This is a genomic window from Draconibacterium sediminis (assembly GCF_000949475.1).
GTDB lineage: Bacteria > Bacteroidota > Bacteroidia > Bacteroidales > Prolixibacteraceae > Draconibacterium > Draconibacterium sediminis.
The window spans coordinates 326,696-347,951 of sequence record NZ_JRHC01000003.1 but is presented as its reverse complement, the minus strand read 5'-3'; the positions used below and the strand labels follow the sequence as shown (position 1 = coordinate 347,951).

17 protein-coding genes are annotated in these 21,256 nt (G+C 42.5%); 5 read left to right on the top strand and 12 right to left on the bottom strand.

All coding sequences use genetic code 11. The features are described 5' to 3' along the window. Positions 1-30: 30 nt before the first annotated feature. A complete protein-coding gene (locus LH29_RS13875) occupies positions 31-1,128 on the top strand; it encodes a phosphotransferase enzyme family protein (protein WP_045030773.1) in 1,098 nt (365 codons plus the stop codon). A 12-nt stretch (positions 1,129-1,140) separates the two neighbouring features. Here LH29_RS13875 and murI read toward each other — a convergent pair whose 3' ends face one another. The 9 genes from murI to LH29_RS13830 form a co-directional block, all read right to left on the bottom strand. After that, on the bottom strand, positions 1,141-1,968 hold the full coding sequence (gene murI / locus LH29_RS13870; protein ID WP_045030771.1) for a glutamate racemase: 828 nt from the start codon (positions 1,966-1,968) through the stop codon (positions 1,141-1,143). Positions 1,969-1,988: 20 nt separating this feature from the next. Further along, positions 1,989-3,827, bottom strand: coding sequence for a glycosyltransferase (locus LH29_RS13865; protein ID WP_045030769.1), 1,839 nt, complete (start codon positions 3,825-3,827; stop codon positions 1,989-1,991). A 192-nt stretch (positions 3,828-4,019) separates the two neighbouring features. Then, positions 4,020-4,544, bottom strand: coding sequence for an OmpH family outer membrane protein (locus LH29_RS13860; RefSeq protein WP_045030767.1), 525 nt, complete (start codon positions 4,542-4,544; stop codon positions 4,020-4,022). A gap of 114 nt (positions 4,545-4,658) precedes the next feature. Beyond that, on the bottom strand, positions 4,659-5,171 hold the full coding sequence (locus LH29_RS13855) for an OmpH family outer membrane protein (RefSeq protein WP_045030765.1): 513 nt from the start codon (positions 5,169-5,171) through the stop codon (positions 4,659-4,661). A 65-nt stretch (positions 5,172-5,236) separates the two neighbouring features. Further along, positions 5,237-7,951 (bottom strand): outer membrane protein assembly factor BamA, encoded by a 2,715-nt coding sequence (gene bamA, locus LH29_RS13850; protein WP_045030762.1) that lies wholly within the window; start codon positions 7,949-7,951, stop codon positions 5,237-5,239. A gap of 4 nt (positions 7,952-7,955) precedes the next feature. After that, positions 7,956-8,699: an isoprenyl transferase gene (locus tag LH29_RS13845; RefSeq protein WP_045030760.1), complete on the bottom strand. Its 744-nt coding sequence runs from the start codon at positions 8,697-8,699 to the stop codon at positions 7,956-7,958. Then, positions 8,699-9,493 (bottom strand): DUF6089 family protein, encoded by a 795-nt coding sequence (locus LH29_RS13840; RefSeq protein WP_045030758.1) that lies wholly within the window; start codon positions 9,491-9,493, stop codon positions 8,699-8,701. Before LH29_RS13840 ends, LH29_RS13845 begins: the two co-directional genes overlap by 1 nt. A gap of 307 nt (positions 9,494-9,800) precedes the next feature. After that, positions 9,801-10,691, bottom strand: coding sequence for an NAD kinase (locus LH29_RS13835; protein ID WP_045030755.1), 891 nt, complete (start codon positions 10,689-10,691; stop codon positions 9,801-9,803). A 13-nt stretch (positions 10,692-10,704) separates the two neighbouring features. Then, positions 10,705-11,367: a CBS domain-containing protein gene (locus tag LH29_RS13830; RefSeq protein WP_045030753.1), complete on the bottom strand. Its 663-nt coding sequence runs from the start codon at positions 11,365-11,367 to the stop codon at positions 10,705-10,707. 69 nt (positions 11,368-11,436) lie between these two features. On the opposite strand from LH29_RS13830, the gene LH29_RS13825 reads away from it, so the two are divergent. Then, the gene (locus LH29_RS13825; RefSeq protein WP_045030752.1) at positions 11,437-12,150 is read left to right on the top strand and encodes a pyridoxine 5'-phosphate synthase; all 714 of its coding nucleotides are present in this window, start codon (positions 11,437-11,439) and stop codon (positions 12,148-12,150) included. Between the two features lie 32 nt (positions 12,151-12,182). Continuing rightward, the gene (locus LH29_RS13820; RefSeq protein ID WP_045030750.1) at positions 12,183-12,986 is read left to right on the top strand and encodes an alpha/beta fold hydrolase; all 804 of its coding nucleotides are present in this window, start codon (positions 12,183-12,185) and stop codon (positions 12,984-12,986) included. A gap of 835 nt (positions 12,987-13,821) precedes the next feature. Here the strand turns inward: LH29_RS13820 and malQ are convergent. After that, the gene (malQ, locus tag LH29_RS13815; RefSeq protein ID WP_045030748.1) at positions 13,822-15,300 is read right to left on the bottom strand and encodes a 4-alpha-glucanotransferase; all 1,479 of its coding nucleotides are present in this window, start codon (positions 15,298-15,300) and stop codon (positions 13,822-13,824) included. Further along, positions 15,290-16,390, bottom strand: coding sequence for a Gfo/Idh/MocA family protein (locus LH29_RS13810; RefSeq protein ID WP_045030746.1), 1,101 nt, complete (start codon positions 16,388-16,390; stop codon positions 15,290-15,292). The genes malQ and LH29_RS13810 overlap by 11 nt, the downstream gene beginning before the upstream one ends. A gap of 105 nt (positions 16,391-16,495) precedes the next feature. Between LH29_RS13810 and LH29_RS13805 the strand changes: the two genes are divergently transcribed. Further along, positions 16,496-17,716, top strand: a complete 1,221-nt coding sequence (locus tag LH29_RS13805; protein WP_045030744.1) for a TlpA family protein disulfide reductase — start codon at positions 16,496-16,498, stop codon at positions 17,714-17,716. Between the two features lie 12 nt (positions 17,717-17,728). Further along, the gene (locus tag LH29_RS13800; protein WP_045030743.1) at positions 17,729-18,982 is read left to right on the top strand and encodes a M14 family metallopeptidase; all 1,254 of its coding nucleotides are present in this window, start codon (positions 17,729-17,731) and stop codon (positions 18,980-18,982) included. A gap of 60 nt (positions 18,983-19,042) precedes the next feature. Here the strand turns inward: LH29_RS13800 and LH29_RS13795 are convergent, their stop codons facing one another. Continuing rightward, positions 19,043-21,127, bottom strand: coding sequence for a S9 family peptidase (locus LH29_RS13795; RefSeq protein WP_045031076.1), 2,085 nt, complete (start codon positions 21,125-21,127; stop codon positions 19,043-19,045). Positions 21,128-21,256: the final 129 nt, after the last annotated feature.

Here is a 21,256-nt window from a genome sequence, read left to right as displayed (position 1 = left end):
GACTTCGTTTTCTAACATAGCTAAACCAACATGACGAATTTAACGAACATTGCACAACACTTTCAACTCGAGGGCGAAATTGAAAACGTAGAACCACTGGGCGAAGGTTTTATAAACGACACCTTTATTATTACTACCAAAAACGGCGGTCCCCGATATATTTTACAGCGCAAAAACAAGAATATCTTCTCTCCCATCCCCGCGATGATGGAGAATATTCAAAAAGTTTGCACGCACATTAAAAAGAAAGTTGTTGCTGCCGGTGGCGATCCTTTGCGCGAGGCAATGACCGTAATTCCTGCCAACGATGGCAAGTTGTATTTTTTGGATGATGAAGAAGAATTTTGGGCAGTTTGTCTTTTTATAGAAGATACCATTGCCTACGAAGCGGCAGAAACTCCGGAACTGGCGTATGCAGGTGGTAAAGGAATTGGCAAATTCCAGTCGCTGGTGGCCGATTTAAAAGAGCCGCTTGTAAATATTCTTCCGGGCTTTCACGATATCCGCTACCGCTTTAAACAGTGGGATGAAGTGCTGGCAAAAGATCCGGTTGGCAGAAAAGCTGAAGTAAGCAAAGAAATTTCGTGGATTGAAAGCAGAAAAGAAGAAATGCTGGCGTTTTGGGAATTGGTGGAAAACGGTGAAATCCCAACGCGCATCAGCCATAACGACACTAAAATAAACAACATTCTTTTCGATAAAAACGGCGAAGTGCTTTGTGTGATCGATTTGGACACGGTACTCAGTAGCACCGTTTTAAACGACTTTGGCGATGCCATGCGTTTTTACACCAACACCGGTTTGGAAGACGACAAGAACCTGGATAATGTTTCGATGGATTTGGAAATCTTTAAAGCTTTTGCCAAGGGATATCTGGAAGAAACGGCCTCTTTTTTAAGCCCTAAAGAAATTGATTACCTCGCATTTTCGGCGCGTTATATTACCTACGAACAGGTTCTACGATTTCTGATTGATTATATAGACGGAGATAATTATTACAAAACAAAATCGCCCGATCATAACCTGGTTCGTGCTCGCGCACAATACAAGTTATTGCAAAGCATGGAAGATCAATTTGCTGAAATGGACAGCTTTGTAATGACTTATTTTTCTGAACTACAGAATTAGGAAATACTCATTTTAGAGGTGAACCGTTTTGGCGTTCACCTCGCTACCCATAAATAAAGCCGCTTTACTTTCGAAGGTGGCAGCTGATTCGGTGGTCTGGTATTCCAAACTTCCTACTTTGCTTAATCGCTGTTCCATTTCAGGATGACGTTGTAAGTAATCAACCAGCTTTTCGGCAACAATGGCACCCTGGGTTAAAATATTTATATTTTCGGGCACATACTTTTTAATCACATCGATAAGTAACGGATAGTGCGTACACCCAAGGATAAGCGTATCTAACGAATTATCTTTCTGAAATACGGAGTCGATATTTTTCTTTACAAAATAATCGGCACCCGGATTATCCATTTCATTATTCTCGACCAATGGCACCCACATGGGGCAAGCTTCCTGGACGGTTGATTTTACACGACCATCCGACCATTTTTCCAGTTCTATCGGGTACGATTCCGACACCACTGTTCCAACCGTTCCCAAAACGCCAACATGCCCGTTCCGGGTAATTTCAGCGACCTTTTCAACGCTGGGACGGATTACGCCCAACACACGATTTTCGGGAGCCATGTGCGGTAAATCCAACATTTGAATGTTACGCAAAGCCTTTGCCGAAGCTGTATTACAGGCAATTATTACCAACGGACATCCTTGCGAAAAAAGATATTTTACAGCCTGCAGTGTGTAGTCGTAAACCACATCGAACGACCGCGTACCGTAAGGTGTTCGGGCATTGTCGCCAAGGTATAAAAAGTCGTATTCGGGCATCGACTTTATCAGCTCTTTCAAAACGGTTAGCCCGCCATACCCGGAATCAAAAACTCCAATTGGAGAAAGTCTCATATCATCCAAATCTGTTGTTTTTAGCGCTCAGAAACCAGTTTGTAAGCTTCATCATAAAATTTCCCCAGGTTCGACCAGTCGAAATGCATGGCCGCTTCTTCGCAACGATAACGTAATGCAATCCGGTCGCGGCGCGATAAGTTTACAAACTCAAACAACATGTTTGCCAACTCTTCGGCTGCGCGGTTAAAATTACCGTCTGTCCGGTCGATAATAAACATTCCTTTGTTATCGTGATCGGTAACATTGTTTACCACATAATCGCCAAATCCGGCCAGATTACTGGTTATTGATGGTAAACCACTGGCCAGGCACTCAAGTGGTGTATAACCCCATGGTTCGTACATACTCGGGAAAATTCCCAAATGACATCCGCGAACAAACTGTGTGTAATCCATTTTGAAAAGCGGATTCGTTGTGGCAATAAAATCCGGGTGATATACAATTTTAACTTTATCGTGCCGGTTATTCACCAGGTTCGAGGTACGCAGGAAATTGAGTATCTCATCTTTGGCATCGTCAACCAACTGATGCGTAACTACTTTTGGTAGATTTTGAGTTTTCCAGCTTTGTACATTACGTCGCAATTTCAATCGCAGGTAATCGTCAACCAAAGCTCTTAAGTCAGGGAACTCATATTGACCGGAAATCATTGTAATTTCCTTATACAGCCTATCGCCTACCTGGCGTTGAATCTCCTCAACAACACGACCAACATCTTCAATCTGAGCCTTTGATTGTAACACCTCAGGGTTAAATGAATAGAACGGGCGTTTTGTAATAAAGAACGAAACCACCGTCATATCCGTTCCGGCCTGCTGCATTTTCCAGTTCAGGCGTGCCAGTGCCTCAAGCGTTAAATCGTAACCCTTATTTTGGTACTCGTAGCGCCCCGAAGTAAAGAAATAAAGGGTTTTATCCAGATCGAAAGAATAACTCTGGAAAAAGTGCCCCATTACAAACTCATGGATCTTTTTCTTTACCTGAACGTGTTGGTTTTGTACTTCGTGAGTTGCCTCGAACCTTTCAATGTTCAGTCCATTTGGAAGAATCAAATCAGGTGTGCGGCCCAGCAAATGTGTACACTCGCGAGCCGTAACTTCACTTACAGTGGTAAATACGTGCGCACCATGTGCCGATGCCCGCTCAATGTTTGCAATAGGCGCCACATTAAATTTATTAGCTTCTTCTTCCCAATTGTAAAATGGTAAATGACTGTAAAATTCCTGATCATTCATGGCCAGGTAACGACCCAGCAATGTTGCGTGAGTGGTAAATACCGTTTTTATATTCAGGTTCGATTTTCGTATTCCGGGGATTGGTAAACCTGCCATCCACTCGTGGAAGTGGGCGATAATATTATCGTTACAGAAATCGCTTCCACACAAATAATGGAAAAACTCTTTTACCTGAAATCCAAATGCTGCTACTTTATCCAGCAACTCATCACCATCGGGAATGGCAATATTGTAATCCTGAAACAAGTAGTATTTTATTTCACCCAGTTTGTCGTAGATCGAATACGGGTTAAAAAGAATCACATTCGGGCGTCCCGAGACAATCCACTGGCCGTAATACACTTCGAAGCCGCGCGACTGCATTTCCAAAACAGCTTTACCAATTGGTGTGGAGAAATCGGTGGCCGGATCGAAATGTGCTGCTGCCTGTTCGGCAAAATAAGGCCCGATAAGAAAATAGTTCTCATTGCCCCATTTCTTGATCACCGATGGTACTTTGGAGCGAATTACGGTGTAAATCCCCCCCACCTGGTTACATACCTCCCAGGCCACTTCAAAAAGTTTAGTATTTTCTATCCGCTCACTTTTATTTTTCTCGTTATTTATCTTCGCTGCCTTCATATGTTTATTTTAGTTAGATGTCTGGTTTTTATCATCTTCCATTTTTTCTTTACCAACCAGCTGTAAGTTCCTTTTGAGATCAATAAATATAGTTTTTATCTCCTATCATTCCAATATGTTTAAAAGAAAAGCGCATAAAAAAACCGCTTATCTTTCGACAAGCGGTTTTTAATATTGTAGTAAATCAATTTCTTACTGAATACCCAATTTAGCTTTTACCAGAGGTAAAACATCTACACTTTGGTTCGACTTGTAAAGAATAGTTCTGTTTCCTGCTCCTGAATCGAAAACATAAATCAAACCTTGTTCTTTAGCAACGTCTTCAATTGCTTTTTCGGCTTTGTCAAATACTGGTCCTAAAAGCTCGGCTTGTTTTTGTTGCACCTGTTGTTGTGCTGTCATCTGGTAATTCTGGATACGTTGTTGTACATCCTGAATTTCGGCAATCTTTGCATTTCTTTTAATATCAGATACCTCTTCTCCCATCGCTTCAAATTCGCCTAATTTTGCCTGATAGTCTTTTTGCATTTCACCAAGAATCTCTTCCAATTCACCCTGGAAAGTATTAAACTCAGCTTCAGCAGCAGTTCTTTCCGGCATAACCTGAACCAACGCTTGCAGGTCGATGTGGCCAAATTTTAAAGATTGCGCATTGGCAGCAGTATATGATGCTACAGTGAACATAAGCACTGCCATTAATTTCATTAAATTTCTCATAGTCAATGTGGTCTTAATTTTTGCTTGCAAATATAGTATTTAATACCAATTATTAGTTAAAATGAACAATTGATTTGGATTGAATCGTTCGATTTATAGAACTAAACTACTTATCTATTTATACCCCAGTTTTCTAAGTACTTCGTCACTTAAATCGTAACGAGGGTTGGTATAGAATAAAGTAGCATCGCCGGCCTTATCGAAAATCACGGCATAACTACCATCGGTAGCTATTTCCTGAACAGCGTTAAAGATATCGTCCTGAATAGGTTTAATCAATCCCTGACGCTTTTTGAAAAGGTCGCCACTTGGTCCGAAATACTTTCGTTGCAATGTTTTATAATCTTTCTCTTTTGTAATAATCACATCTTCACGTTTGCGTTTCATGTCTTCTGACAGCAGTACGCTTTCAGCCTGAAAATCCTGGTACATCTGTTCAATCTCAGCATGCATCGATTCCAGTTCTTTTTGGTATTGCGACGACAACTGATTCAGTTGTTCCTGTGCGGCGTTAAACGATGGAATATTCTCCATAATGTATTCCGAATCGATAAACGCATATTTCTGAGCGTTTGCAAATAATGTTACTGAGAATATTACTGCAATTGATAAAATAAATTTCTTCATGGCAAATTCTTTTTTAGTTAAACTGGTTTTTGTCTATCATATTTTATGCCAAAGCTATTTTTCTTTTAGAACTGCTGACCAATTACGAAGTGGAACTGGCTACCTGCAGCATCTGCAACACCCGGTACTTCATCAAATCCATATCCCCAGTCGATACCCATTAGTCCGAACATTGGCAGGAAGATACGTACACCTACACCGGCTGAACGGTGCAATTTAAACGGCACGTAGTTCTGGAAACTGATTCCGGCGTTACCTGCCTCCATGAAAGCCAGTGCATAAATTGTAGCACTCGGTTTTAAGGTAATCGGGAAACGAAGTTCAGTAGTGAACTTTGAGTACATGTTCGATCCGTTTCTCGGACTCAAACTGTAGTCTTTGTAACCACGCAGTGCAATATAATCGGTACCGTAAATGTTGTATCCCGACATACCCGATCCACCAACAATAAAACCTTCGAAAGGTGATTTACGTCCTGAATCGAAATACCCAAGGAATCCCATTTCAAGCGCAGTTCTTAACACCAGTGTATGATCTCCGCTCGGGTTTGTTAATGGGGTGTACCAATCACCCTTTAACAACCACTTATGGTATTCAATCCATTTGTAACGTTCTTCATTAGTTATGCTTTCGTCCGAATAATCTTTACCATTAAACAACGAATAAGGTGGTGTCATTTTTAAAGCCAGCGATAGATTTGAACCTCTTCGCGAGTATAGTGGATTATCCACCGAACTACGTCCGAAAACGGTTTTAAAACTCAGGTTGTTAAATGTTCCGTTAACCTGGCCATTTTCGTCGGCCATAAAATAGAACATACTTCCCATGTTTCGCAGGTTATAATGCTCCAGCGACAATTCGTGATAAACAGTAAAGTAGTCATCAGGCCACGACAAACGGTATCCGTAACCTAAAGCCAGTGCTGTTGTTTCCCAAATCTGATCGTCATCTTCGTTGTCGTTTTCCGATTCGTAGTTATATTGATATTGCGGATAAGAATTATAACCACCATAACCATAAGGAGAATAGCCGCCGCCATATGGCGAATAACCGCCGTAACCACCATAACCACCGTAACCGTATGGCGAATAACCATAGCTGCTGCCATAACCATAAGGGTTATAACGCTGCGTATAACGGTTGGCACTGTAGTTAATACGCGAGTGCGATAAAGATACCGAGAATGAATTAGGTTTTTTACCACCTAACCAAGGCTCAATAAACGACAAACTAACGGTGCGGTAATATTTTCCACTTGTTTGATAACGCAAACTCAGTGTCTGTCCATCGCCGGTCGGCAGTGGACGCCAGGCTTCTTTATTAAAGATGTTACGAACCGAGAAGTTGGCAAATTTTAAACCTACCGATCCAACAAACATACCGGCTCCCCAACCTCCGGAAAGCTCAATCTGGTCGTTTGCTTTTTCCTGTAGTTGATATTCAATATCCACTGTTCCATCTTCGGGGTGAGGCTGAACATCGGGGTTAATGGCTTCCGGATCGAAGTGTCCGAGCTGCGCCAATTCCCTGTACGAACGCATCAGCAATGTTTTACTGAAAAGATCTCCCGGATAAGTACGAAGCTCGCGACGGGCAACATGTTCGTGTGTTTTTGTGTTACCCACAATACGCACTTCGTTAATTGTTGCCTGTTCACCTTCGATAATACGCATTTCGTAATTGATGGTATCGCCGTTAACATTCACCTCTACAGGATCAAGATCAAAAAACAGGTAACCTCTGTCGAGATAAAGATTGTTCAAACCTTCTTCGTTATCAAACAGGCGTTTATCCAGTATCTTTTGGTTAAATACATCTCCTTTTTTAATCCCCAGAACCAAATCGAGATAATCGGAAGGATAAACGGTGTTACCCACCCAACGAATATCGCCGAAGTAGTATTTATCGCCTTCTTCTACGTCAATATCGATATTAACCCGTGGTTTGTTTTTTCGCCCCACTTCTACCTGGTATATCGAATCTTCAACAATAATAGCATCGCGGTAACCTTTTTCGTTGTACTTATCGATTAGGTTTGCCTGGTCTTTATCGTATTCTTCCTGAAGGAATTTTTTGGTTTTAAAGAAATTTCGCAACGACTTTTCGTTTGTCTTTTTCATGGCGCGTTCCAATGTAACATCCGAAATTGCCTCGTTGCCTTCAATATCAATATTATTAACCTTTACCTTTTCTTTTTTGTCAACGTAAATATCCAGTATTACGCTGTTGTTTTGGGTGGTATCGTCGCGCTGAACAATGTTAACTTCGGTGTTAAGGAATCCCTTTCCGTGGAAGATATTCATAATGGTTCGTTCGGCACTGTTTACCTGGTGATCGGTGATCTGACTTCCCCGCAAGAGTAAAACCTTTTCCGTAATGTCGTCCTTTTCAGACTTTGAAACACCATAAAAATTTACATCCCCCAAACGAGGCCTTTCCTGCAAATAAATATCTATCCAAATCTGATTTCCGATAATTTTCGTTGCCTGTATTTTTACATCGGAGAACAGGCCCTGTTGCCAGAGTTTCTTTATTGCAAGTGTTATTGCATCTCCCGGTACCATTATTTCATCGCCTACTTTTAAACCCGACAGCTGGATAAGCACATCTTTATCCAGATAGCGGATTCCTGAAACCTGCACATCGGCAATTGTATACTTGCGTGCGCTTGAATAGTAAATTGAAAAGTTTGTACTGTCGGCTTCTTGTGCAAAAAGTTGTGGCACAAACGCTACAAAAAGGAATAAAAAGGCGACTAATGGTCTTTTGATTCTAGTCATAAAATTAGCTCGTTAACTGTTCACTTGTTTTTCCAAATCTTCTCTCTCTGTTCTGATAATCAATAATGGCTTCAAATAAATCTTCTTTTCTAAAATCGGGCCACAATTTATTCGTAAAATACAATTCAGAGTAAGCTATCTGCCACAACAAAAAGTTACTAATCCGAAATTCGCCGCTGGTTCTTATCATCAGCTCCGGATCGGGCAACTCTGCGGTTGACAAATAATTCTGGAACAGTTCGTTATTTATTTTTTCTTGTGTAATCTTGTTATTGGCCAAATCGCCGGCCAGTTTTTTTACGGCATTAAGCACATCCCATCGTCCGCTGTAACTTAAAGCCAGCACCAGGTTTAACCCGGTATTATTTTGTAATGCATCAACACAACCCTGAAGTTTTGCCTGCACATTTTCAGGCATCACATCCACACATCCGATAACGCTCAGCCTAACATTGTTTTTGTTCAGCTCCTGTGTTTCGGCTTCAATGGCGTGCACCAACAGCGCCATAAGTGCTTCAACTTCTGCTTTTGGGCGGTCCCAGTTTTCGGTAGAAAATGCATAAAGAGTAAGGTGTTTTACGCCAATTTCGCCGGCTCCCTCCACTACGGCACGAACAGACTCAACGCCATTCTCGTGTCCCATAACGCGGGGTTTGCCATGTTTTGCGGCCCACCTTCCGTTGCCATCCATAATAATGGCAATATGCTTTGGAATATTATTTCTATCTAATCTGTCAACTGTTTTCATCACCAATTTTTAGCATCGTAGGCCGGACAAGCCTTTTTGCCTATAAAAATCATATATGTGAGATGTACCCCCAAATATCCAGCCCAGTCGTTATTATGCGAACCATCGTTGTAAGTGATGGTTTCGCCAAAACCATTTACATGTGCCAGCGGATCATCCAAATCGTCCAATTGATCGCTCATATATTTGCGCATCTGGTACTCAACTCCTAATCCCAAACGTTCGCCAATGGTATATTTAAATCCTATTCCAAACGGAATGGTAGGCGTTGCTACCGACTCTTCGTATTCAACATCTATCGGTTCACCTGCCGCATCAAACCTCAGTTCCGGATGGTCAGGATTAAATCCTAATATTCCTGCCGGCCCTAACGGATCAGTCGCCAATCTCCCCGACGTAAACGTGTAGGGAAAAAATGCTACACCAATTCCGAATGTAACATACGGACTAAACCTCAGTTTTTGCTTACCCAAAATATACCTCAGGTAATTAATTTCTGCCTGCAGGCTTAAATCATGTACCGATTTATCAAACTCCCATGGCGCGCTTTCTACTGTTCCTTCGCCGGAAAAAGAACCGGTAAGAAACATGGCGCGCACGGCTACGCGGGCATTAAAATTATACCTGAAATAAGCTCCAAAATTTAAATTGAACGATTGAAACGGGGCATCTTCATCCATGTCGCCATGTACCGATGTTAATGTACCTCCCCAGATTCCGATGTCAGCTGTTTTTTGTGCATGTACTGAAACAGTCAGCAAAACTGTAACAAACACCAATAATAATTTTCTCATCTTGGTATTCAATTTCGTTTATTTAACAATGGTTTCAGACATGTTATTTTTATCACTTTCTCCAATTTGAAATGAAAAGATTGCTGTTGATTTCAACCGTGGTTTTTCTATCCTGAAAAAGTTACAAAAACACACCATTGAACGAACAAAAATCAAACTCATAACAAACTGAATATCAATGAACTTAAACGTATAAAAACGTTTTATCTTTTGCTTTCAAAAGCTACAAAAGTAATATAATTCTAAAAATAACATGCTCCTTTGTTATTATAAAACCGAAACAAAGATTAAAAATTGTTAAGTAGCCCTATGAATTGTAGTTTCTGCGGTCCATTCCCCACATTAGCTTATTGCGCAGGGTATTAAAAAAGGGCTGTTCGGGCAGTTGAAGTGTTTTGAGTTTGAACCCGGCTTTTTTCACTTTTATTTTGGTAGAAAACTCAACAGCGAACGAACGCGAATCGAGTGAAGTAAGGTAGTTCGTTCCCCGGCCTTCAACGGTAAGTTCTATTTCACTTGTGTCGGGTACTACAATCGGACGTATCGTTAAATTATGAGGTGCCAGCGGAGTAATTACAAAGTTGGCCGAATTGGGTGTTAAAATGGGGCCACCAACACTTAAGGAATAAGCCGTTGACCCGGTTGGCGTGGCAATTATTAAACCATCGGCCCAGTAATTATTCAGAAACTCGCTATTAACCCGTGCGGTAACATTTAACATCGATGAGTTATCGGTTTTCAGCACCGTCATTTCATTCAATGCATAGTTAAAGTCTAGGTTTTCCTGGTTCGAGAATTCAATCTCCAGCATCGAACGCTCAACGATTTTATAGTTCTTGCTAAAAATACTTTCGAGAGCATTATGCACCTGGTCTTCCGAAATATCAGCCAGGAATCCTAAACGGCCGCCGTTCAGTCCAATTACGGGGATATCGAAATTACGAATATTCAACACCGACTGCAGAAATGTTCCATCGCCCCCAACACTAAATATAAAATCATTGTCGGGATCAAAATCGGAATACGAATGAAAAAACGAGGTGTAATAGGTTGAACTATTCAACTCTTCAACCACGTGAGAATAAAAAGGTTTGTATAATTGTACTTCGATATTTTTTGTGCGCAAAAAGGCAAAAAACTCCTGCAAAACAGGAACAAAATCATCGGAAACCAGCGTACCAAATACTGCAACTTTCACTATTCGATTGGATTTAAATATTCATAAATTTCATAAACTGATCGAAACGATCCTGGTACAGGTCATTCAACATCGACCGATCCTGGTAAATGGCTTTTACATTATAATCGTAACGCATAAGCGCCTGAACAACTCCCGACAATTCTTCTGAGTCAAGTTTAATGATAACATCCAGAACATTCGCCCCGGGTTTACGATCGATAAAGAAGCTGAGTATTTTAACATCGTTACTTTCCACAATCTGGCTGATCTGCGCTACGGAATAATCGCTCACATTCATCTCGATAACCAACACACCGCCCACTTCCTGCAACGAAAACAGGCTGGCAAAACGCCGGGCCAAATCGTACAGCGTAATGGCTCCCAGGTAATAATGATCTTCATCAAGCACCGGCAACACACTAATTTTCAGCTTATACATTACAATTGCCAGCTCGAAAATGTGCTGATCTTTATGGGCATGTGTTGTGTTTAGCTTATCTAATGCTGTTGAAAGCTGCGCCTCTACAAGGTTCAGATCGTATATTAATTTATCAGAAACAAGTCCCAGGTATTTCGACTCGTCAACCACAGGAATATGCGACACACGGTAAACATCCATATGACTCAGCGCTTTACGCCCCGTTTCGGAACTGCTTACCGATGGAATTACATCTGATATTAGTTTTTCTGCCAACAAAACTTTACTGTTTAATGTTAATCGTTCAGCCTGAAAATAGTAACTTGCGTCTTTAAATTTTTAGTTATGACCAGACTTAGTGTAAATATAAATAAAATTGCAACACTGCGAAACTCTCGCGGTGGCAAAATGCCCAGCGTTAAGGATGCCGCTGTCAATTGTCAAAAATTTGGTGCTCAAGGAATTACCATCCATCCACGCCCCGATGAGCGGCACATTACACGTAAAGATGTTTACGAGATAAAACCACTGATAACCACTGAATTTAACATTGAAGGTTACCCCAGTGAAGATTTCCTGAAAATGGTTATTGAAGTGCAGGCCGACCAGGTTACCCTGGTACCGGATACCGATGCTCAATTAACCAGCGATCATGGCTGGGATACGTGGAAACATCTCGGGTTTCTGAAAGATGTGATTGCGCGTTTGCAGGAAGCCGGTATTCGTACGTCAATTTTTGTCGATCCGGATGAAAAAGCGGTTGAAGGTGCTGCGGAGATAAAAACCGACCGGATTGAATTGTACACCGAACCTTATGCAACGTTATACCCTATTGATCATGTTAAAGCGATTGAGCCATTTGTTAGGGCGGCCAAAATGGCAGAGAACCTGGGTATTGATGTAAATGCCGGTCACGATTTAAGTTTGGAGAACCTGAATTACATGTACCATAAAATTCCGAACCTAAAAGAAGTTTCAATTGGGCATGCGCTTATTGCCGATGCGCTTTATTTAGGTTTGGAAACTACCATACAGAAATACCTCGACTGCCTCAAATAGAACAAAACGGCAGCAGCAGCAGTTAACACACTATGGATTTATATTACCGAAAAAAAGGCAGTGGATCGCCATTGGTGATTATACACGGACTTTACGGATCGTCGGATAACTGGATGAACATCTCGAAACGACTGGCCGAAAAGCATACGATTTATATGATCGATCAGCGAAACCACGGACGTTCAGGATTTACAGAAACGCACACTTACAACGACATGCGCGATGACCTGGCGGAGTTTTTCGAAAAGCACAACATCGAAAAAGCCACCATACTTGGGCACAGCATGGGTGGGAAAACAGCCATGTGGTTTGCTGCCGATTACCCTGAAAAGGTAGAAAAACTTGTGATTGCCGACATTGCCCCAAAAGACTACCTGCAACTCAAACAAGAGGGACAGTTTTACCTGCATCAAAATATTCTGCTGGCCATGCAGGACATTGATTTTTCGATGGTGAAATCGCGTAACGATGTGGATGATTTTCTGGCAGAAAAAATCGATGACGAACGCATCAGAATGTTTCTTCTGAAGAATGTAGAGAAAAACAAAAAAACCAAACAGTATCAATGGCGCCTGAATGCCGAAGTGCTTTACGATTACCTGGAAGAAATTGTGAGTGGGGTAAATATTCACTGGCTCGACGATCGAATTCCGATAACAACCTACCCGGTAATTTTTATCCGTGGTTTACTTTCGAAGTACATTCAGGACGAGGATATAGAACTGATAAAAGAAATTTATCCGGAAGCACGAATTGTTGATATTCCCGATGCCGGACACTGGCTGCACGCCGAACAACCACAAAAGTTTGCTGAAGCAGTGTTTTTGTGTTGCTGATCGTTACGATTGCTACAATTGCAATGTTTAAATGCTGCAATGCTTTAATGCCTAAATGCTTTAATTAGAAGATACTTTGTGAAGCTCTGTGCCTGCTTTGTTTAACTCTGTAGTTAAATCATAAATACCAATTCCCAGATTGCAGAACTGCAAAATTGTAATAGTTCACCAATGTCGCACCAGATGCGGCACACAGATACTGGGCCACATATCATAAATTACTAACTAGCTGATTTTAAAGCTCCCACAGGTGACAGAAGTTGATTTCAAACGCGTTTTTTTGCGTCCCCAGCTAACAGAAGTTGGTTTCAAACGCATTTTTTTGCATGCCCAGGTGCTGAGGGAGCTTTCAAACACGTTTTTTATCGCCCCCAGGTAACTGATATTGGTTTCAAATCTATTTTTTTGCGCCCTCCGATGACAGAAGTTGGTCTCAAACGCATTTTGCAGGGGCATTGATCACGTAACCTTTACATCCAAAGCTTTTTGAGTGGACACCAATCCTATAACTAAAACACGGTAGAATTGCAAAACTGAAAATTGCGACTGAATACTGAAAACTTTGTTTTTTCCATTTCGCCCCGATGGGGCTTTTTGCCTATTGCGAATTGCCTACCGCCTACTCATTCCCTCAATCACCCAATTACTCATTCGCTATGACTCCTGAGGCTACCACCGCGATTTCACTATGCTCAACTTTTGCTCCCGGCGCTCACGCACCGGGCTATTACATTTCGCCCCGATGGAGCTTTTTGCCTATTGCTAATTGCCTACCGCCTACTCACTTCCTCAATCACCCATTCACTCAATCACTCATTCACATTTTCTCCTGAGGCTACCGATTATACTTTTCCGTAGTTTCCTTCAAAAATTTCTTCTGCCCCACTTTCAACTGCTTCCACTGAAAACGCCAATCCCAGTTTCCTGTTGCTGTTCCGGGCGTGTTCATTCGCGATTTTTCATCCAGCTCCAACACATCCTGCATGGGTAAAATAGCCGTGTCAGCTACCGATGCCAAAGCCATTTCCATAATTTGTTTCGCAGCATGCTCCTCTGAAACATACTTAGCCACCAGTTCCTTTTCGTCCCCTTCAACCGCATTCAGCCAACCTAAAGTGGTATTGTTATCGTGCGTACCCGAATAAACCACATAGTTTCGTTCGTAATTGTGTGGCAGATCCCGATTTGTCGCATCAGTGGCGAAGGCAAACTGCAACACTTTCATTCCCGGCAAGTTAAAACGTTCGCGCAAATGGTCAACTTCGGTGGTAATTATTCCCAGATCCTCCGCGATAAATGGCAAAACTCCGATCTGGCTTTTTATCAAACTCAGCATTTCGTAACCGTGAGCCGGCACCCATTTGCCGTTAATAGCAGTTTCCTCCTCTGCCGAAACCGACCAAAACGATTCCAGGCCGCGGAAATGATCGATACGCACCAGGTTAAACATGTTCAGGTTAAAATGCAGGCGTGCCATCCACCAGTCGTAATCACGCTCTTTCAGGCGCTGCCAGTCAAAAACCGGGTTGCCCCACAACTGGCCGGTTTCCGAGAAATAATCAGGAGGCACACCTCCCACTTCTATAGGATTCAGCTCATCGTCTAAAAGAAAAATATCGGTATTGGTCCAAACATCCGAGCTATCGCCCGAAACGTAAAGCGGCACATCGCCAACGATCTGAATGCCTTTTTCGTTGGCATAACGTTTTAAGCGGTGCCACTGCCTGAAAAACATAAACTGAACAAATTTCTCATAAGCGATCTGCGGCTCTAGTTTTTCCGACAGATCGTATACGGCTTCCGGCTCTCTGAATTTTATACCACGGTCCCACTCGTTCCAGTGCAATCCACCAAAATGGTTGCGAACAGAAATAAACAAAGCATAGTCGTTCAACCACCAGCCATGCTCATTCAAAAAGTGGTAATACTCATCGCGGAAATGATCAAACTTTTTCTCCTGAAAATGCTGAAAAGCCTTTTTCAACAGCGAGCTTTTCCAGGCTGAAACTTTATCGAACTCCACTTTTGATTTTTTGAACGCCGGTATTGTTTCCAGGTCATCAGCACTCAACAGGTCCTCATCCAAAAGCAGCTCCAAATCGATCAACACCGGATTTCCGGCAAAAGCAGAATAACACTGGTAGGGCGAATTTCCCGCACCAACCGGCCCAAGCGGCAGTATCTGCCAGAGTTTCTGACCACTCTCCTCCAGAAAATCGACAAAGGCATAGGCCTCTTTCCCCAATGTTCCAACACCTTCCTGCCCCGGCAGCGAAGTTATATGCAGCAGAATTCCGCTTTTTCTAGTTGTCATTCTTAAAGTTTTCTCTGAATTGTTTTAAATGATCGGCAGTTTCGCGAACGATGCGTTGCACGGCCAAACCGTGTTTCAGGTCAGCAATGACAGCTTCCGCGTCATCGCCCGTAAAAAACTGGTAATGCGCGTGCACCATCGAGCGCAACCATCCCGGCGGAACGTGCCCCGAAGGAAAACTCGTAACCGGTTTGTAGTTACTGCCTACCACTTGTTTTATCCATTGATCCGAACCTTCGGTATAATATTCAAAATATTCCGGATTTTGTGATGAGTAACGGAAGGCACCATTTTCAGCATAAATCTCCAGCGACACCAAATCGCCGGAACCTGAACTTATTCTACTGGCCGACATATTACCAACAGCACCGGTTTTAGGTTCGTACAACGACAGCGAACTAAACAAATCAGATCCGGCAGGCACACCCTCGAAATCACCTGCCTGCAAGCCACTGGTTATTTTCAGTTCCTCTCCCATAAAAGCCATCAACAGGCTAATTCCGTGCGATCCCAGATCGGCCATTGCGCCGCCATCAGGAGCAGGAGTTAAACGTGTCACACGTTTGTTACGGTAACTTTCCTGCAGGTAATCGCCGTGGTAATATTTCAAATCAAAATGAATGGGCTTTCCTATTTTTCCCGAGCGCCAGAATTTCAATCCCTCGCGAACCGATGAAGTCTGCAAATATTGAAATCCCACCTGAATGCGAACATCCTGACCCGCCGTTTCCAGCAGCTCTTTCATTTGTTCTTCCTCTTCCAACGAAGAACAAACCGGTTTCTCCAGGTAAATATATTTTACGTTGGGCATTTGCAGTGCCAGTTTAAAATGCTCGAAATGCACTTTGTTCGGCCCCAAAATAAATACCGCTTCAATTTTATCATTCTTTGCCAAGTCCTCTACAGACTCTGCTTTTTTAAATCCCATCTGCTGCGCAAACGCTTCGCGACTTTCCTTCCGTGCCGAAGCCACCGACTCCAAAACAATTTCCGGAACTTCGTTATAATAAAACTTCAGGGCCTGAATCGCATAAACGTGAGCACGGGCAATCCCGCCTGCACCAATAAAACCTACGTGTATTTTTTGCATGGTCTGTTTCAAATGTTTCGTCAAAAATAATGTTTTGATCAATATAATCCCGGCCTTGGCCAACTCTTTAATTTTTGTTTAGATTTAAGGCAAAATACTTCTGAGATGAAAAAAACTGCGCTGTATATTTTGGTGGGAATGTTATGTGCCTGCACTCCAAAAACCGATTCTGTGTTAAAAACGGGAAACTGGCTGTTCGCTTTCCAAATCGATGAACAAAATCCGGATCAACAAATTCCTTTCAATGTTGAAGTACTCAATGAAAATCATCTTGTGGTTTCAAATGCCGATGAACAGATTGACGTTCAGGAAATAGCTTATAGACGAGATTCTGTGTTTATAAAAATGCCTGTTTTTGGTTCGGAATTCAAAGGCAGAATTAGTGGCGAGAAAATTAGTGGCGAATACTTCAACTACAACAAAAGTAAAGTACATCCTATTCCGTTTGAAGCCGAATATGGCACTCAAGAACGGTTCGAAATAACAGATGAAAATGCCGCTGATTTCTCCGGAAAATGGGAAGTAAACTTTGGCGAAGAAGAGAACGACAGTCCGGCAATCGGGATTTTTGAGCAAGATGGCAACCTCATTACGGGAACATTTCAGACAGAAACAGGTGATTACCGCTACCTGGAAGGTGCGGTGAATGGCAACACCATGCAACTCTCGTGTTTTGATGGTGCGCACGTGTTTTTGTTTACTGCCGAACTCAATGATTCCACGCTAAACGGTTGGTTTTACTCCGGCAATACCTATAAAGAAAAATGGAGTGCAGTAAAAGCCGATGGCGCTGAACTCGCCGATATGAAAACGCTTACTTTCCTGAAATCTGGCTACGATAAATTGAGTTTTGCTTTTCCGAATGAAGAGGGCGATACTATTTCATTAGCTGATGAAAAATATAAAGGCAAAGCTGTAATCGTTCAGATATTTGGCACCTGGTGCCCGAACTGTATGGACGAAACGCGCTATCTGGTTGAGATGTATGAAAAATACAACGCCGCCGGACTGGAAATTATCGGACTTGATTTTGAAGTAAAACCCGACTTTGACTATTTCCAACAACGCATTGAACGTTACCGAAATGATCTGAATGTTTCGTGGGAGCTGGTTCTGGCAGGAACATCAAACAAGCAAAAAGCAGCGGAAGCACTGCCGATGCTGAATAAAATAATTTCGTATCCTACTGCCATTTTTATCGACAGAAAAGGCGAGATACGTGAAATACATACCGGTTTTTCAGGCCCCGGAACAGGCGAAGCTTACGAGCATTACAAAACAGAAACGGAAGCTTTAATTGAAACACTATTGAACGAAACAATCTAATCCTGAATAGTTATGAGACAACACCTGATATTCGCTCTTTTAATCCTTTTCTTTCTAAGCTCGTGCCAACCAAAAGACAGCAAATGGCAAGGTCAGGAGCCCATTCAAAAAGTGAGCACCCTCACCCGCCCCATTCAATACCAACTAAAAAAGACATTTGACGTGGGCAACGGCATTTTTGTATCCAACGAATTTGATGGAGCCCGACTAAACGGAGTAGCGCTTACCGGCGAAAATGAAGTTACCGTTTTGATCACTCCTGAAAATACACCAATAAATGAAAGTCCGTGGTACGCGTTTAAAATCTGGTCGGACACAGAAAAAGAAATTCTGCTAAAAATCACTTACAACGAAGGATTTGGGCACCGGTATTATCCGAAGATCAGCACTGACAGAAAAAACTGGACACCAATTGATTCTACCGTTTACTTAGCCGACACCGCATCGGTAGCAAGAGGTGAGTCTCCTAAATTTTGTGAATTTACTTTAGTGATAAACAACGATACTACGTGGATTGCCGCACAGGAACTCATTGTGTCAAAAGACATTTATGAGTGGGCAGGCGAACTTGCTAAAAAATCATTTGTAAGTATTGAGCAATTAGGAAAAAGTAAAGAAGGCCGCACGATCAACTATTTACAAATTGGCAATCCGGAAAGTAAAAAGATGCTGTTGGTTCTTTCGCGCCAGCATCCGCCCGAAGTTACCGGCTGGCTGGCTATGAAAGCTTTTACCGAGGAATTATGTGCCTCCGACGAATTATCCAACAAGTTCAGAGATGAATATTGTATTTACGTGGTGCCGTGTGTAAATCCCGACGGAGTGGACAATGGACACTGGCGCCATGGTGTTGGCGGAATTGACCTAAACCGCGACTGGGAAGCTTTCAACCAGCCGGAGACGCAAGCCGTCCGAAAATTTATGCAAGACAAAGTTGCGGAGCAGCGCAAATTCTATTTTATCATCGATTTTCATTCTACCTACGAAGATATTTACTACACCATCGCTCCGGAGCTAAAAGGAAATATGCCGGGAATCGTTCCTAAAATTATACAAGCCATGGCAGAGGATATTCCCGGTTACGATCCGAATATCCGCCCGAATGCTGCCGATGTTGAGCGGATCAATTCTACGGTTTCAATTTTTCATGAATTTGGTGCCGAGGCAGTAACCTACGAAGTTGGCGACGACACTCCGCGCGAGCTGATCAGGAAAAAAGGCGAATTAACCGCCGTCAATCTCATGGAAATTATGCTTGAAAATTAAGCCATAAAAAATGCCATCCGTCAGCTGACGGAAGGCATTTTCTTTTTTAGGCTCTGGATATTACTTCAACCACTTATCCAACCAGTTGAAAAATACACGCTGCCACAAAATCCCGTTTTGAGGTTGCAGCACCCAGTGATTTTCTTCCGGCAAATACAACATTTGTGCAGGCACTCCTCGCAATACCGCTGCATTAAATGCTGCCATTCCCTGCTCCGGTGGAACGCGGTAGTCTTTTTCACCCTGCACGATCAAAATTGGCGTATCCCAGTTTTGCACATATTTATGCGGTGAGAATGAGTAGGAACGTTGCGCTGCTGCATTGTCCTTTTCCCAGTAGGCACCACCATAGTCGAAATTCACAAACCACATTTCCTCGGTTGTGGTGTACATGTGCTCGAAGTTAAAAATACCGTCGTGAGCAATAAAAGCTTTGAATCGTTTTTCATGGTTTCCGGCCAAGTACATCACCGAATAACCGCCGTAGCTCGCACCCACTGCACCCAATTTTGTCTCGTCAACAAAAGGCTCTTTGGCCATTTCATCAATGGCAGTCAGCAGGTCTTTAATATTCTGTCCACCATAATCTTTTGAAATCTGCTCGTTCCATTCCTGGCCAAAGCCGGGTAATCCACGGCGGTTTGGAGCCACAATAATATAATCGTTGGCTGCCATCATCTGGAAATTCCAGCGGTACGACCAAAACTGGCTAACCGTTCCCTGCGGTCCACCCTGATTGTATAGCAGAGCCGGATATTTTTTGTTCGGATCAAAGTGTGGCGGATAGATCACCCAAACAGCCATTTGTTTTCCGTCCGTGGTCTCCATCCAGCGTTTTTCCACTTTTCCCATGGTAAGCTGATCCAGAATTCCCTTGTTTACGGTGGTTAAAGCTTTATCTTTTCCGGTAGTTGGATCAACCAAATACAACTCAGCCGGCTGCGACATCGAAACTTTTTGCGCCAGCAATTGGTTTCCAACCGGAACTGCACTTTGATAATTGTGAACACCATCCGTCAAACGAGTAATTGAATTATCGGCTAAAACCAATTGGTAAATTTCATCGGTTGCATGAATGTCGCTGATAAAATAGATCGATTTTGAATCGGCACTCCAGCTCAATGCAGCCGCATTCTGGTCAAAACCGGCACTGTAATCTTTCTTTTCACCTGTTTCCAGATCGGCTACAAACAAACGGTTTTTATCCGATTCGTAACCGTCGCGTTCCATACTTTCCCAAGCCAGGTATTTTCCGTCGGGCGAATAAACCGGATTCTGGTCGTAGCCCATCATCCCTTCAGTAAAATTGCTTGTTTTGCCACTTGCCACATCGTACATGTAAATATCCGAATTGGTAGAAATCGCATATTCTTTTCCTACCTTTTTCTTACACACATAAGCCAGCGTTTTTGAATCGGGGCTCCATACAATTTGCTCGGTTCCGCCAAATGGTTTCATTGGCGAATCAAAACGTTCACCGCTCATAATGTCGGTTCCGGCTCCTACTTTGCCATCCGAATAATCGGCAATAAAAATGTGGTTATAAGTGTAATCGTGCCAGGTATCCCAGTGGCGGTACATAATATCTGTTTCCAGGCGTGCATTGGCTTTTGGCAAATCCGGGAAAAGATCGTGAATATCATTGTCGAGCTTAACCGTTTGCAGGTAACATATTTTCGACATATCCGGTGCGTATTGAAACCCGAAAATTCCACCTTCAATTTCCGAAACCTTCTGCCTATCACTACCGTCAGGATTCATTTCCCACAACTGAACACTGCCGGATGCTGATGACAAATAACCGATCTTTTTACCGTCGGGGCGCCAAACAACATTGTATTCGTTACTGGCGGTATTGGTAAGATTTTTTGCTTCTCCCCCCGCAACCGGTATCGTGTAAATATCGCGGTACGATTTGTTCTCCTCGATATTGTAATAGGATACTGTGTATAAAACCTGGGTACCATCGGGCGAAACCGTCGCTCCTCCCAGGCGGCCAAACGACCACAAAACCTCAGGAGTCATCACATCTGAACTTAATTTCGGTGTCTCAGGCACATAGTTTTTGGCCACCTGCCCCGGCTCTTTTTGCGTACAGCTAATTATTGTCATGGCAATAAAGATAAAAAGTGCAATTTTCTTCATTTTACTTTTTTGAAAAATTAGTGAATTCAAAATAAACATATTTAAAGTGCTCGGGCAATGATTTTTATACAAAAACCGTAAATATCGAATGAAAAAAATCTGTGGGGAATTGGTTTGATGTCGGGTTTC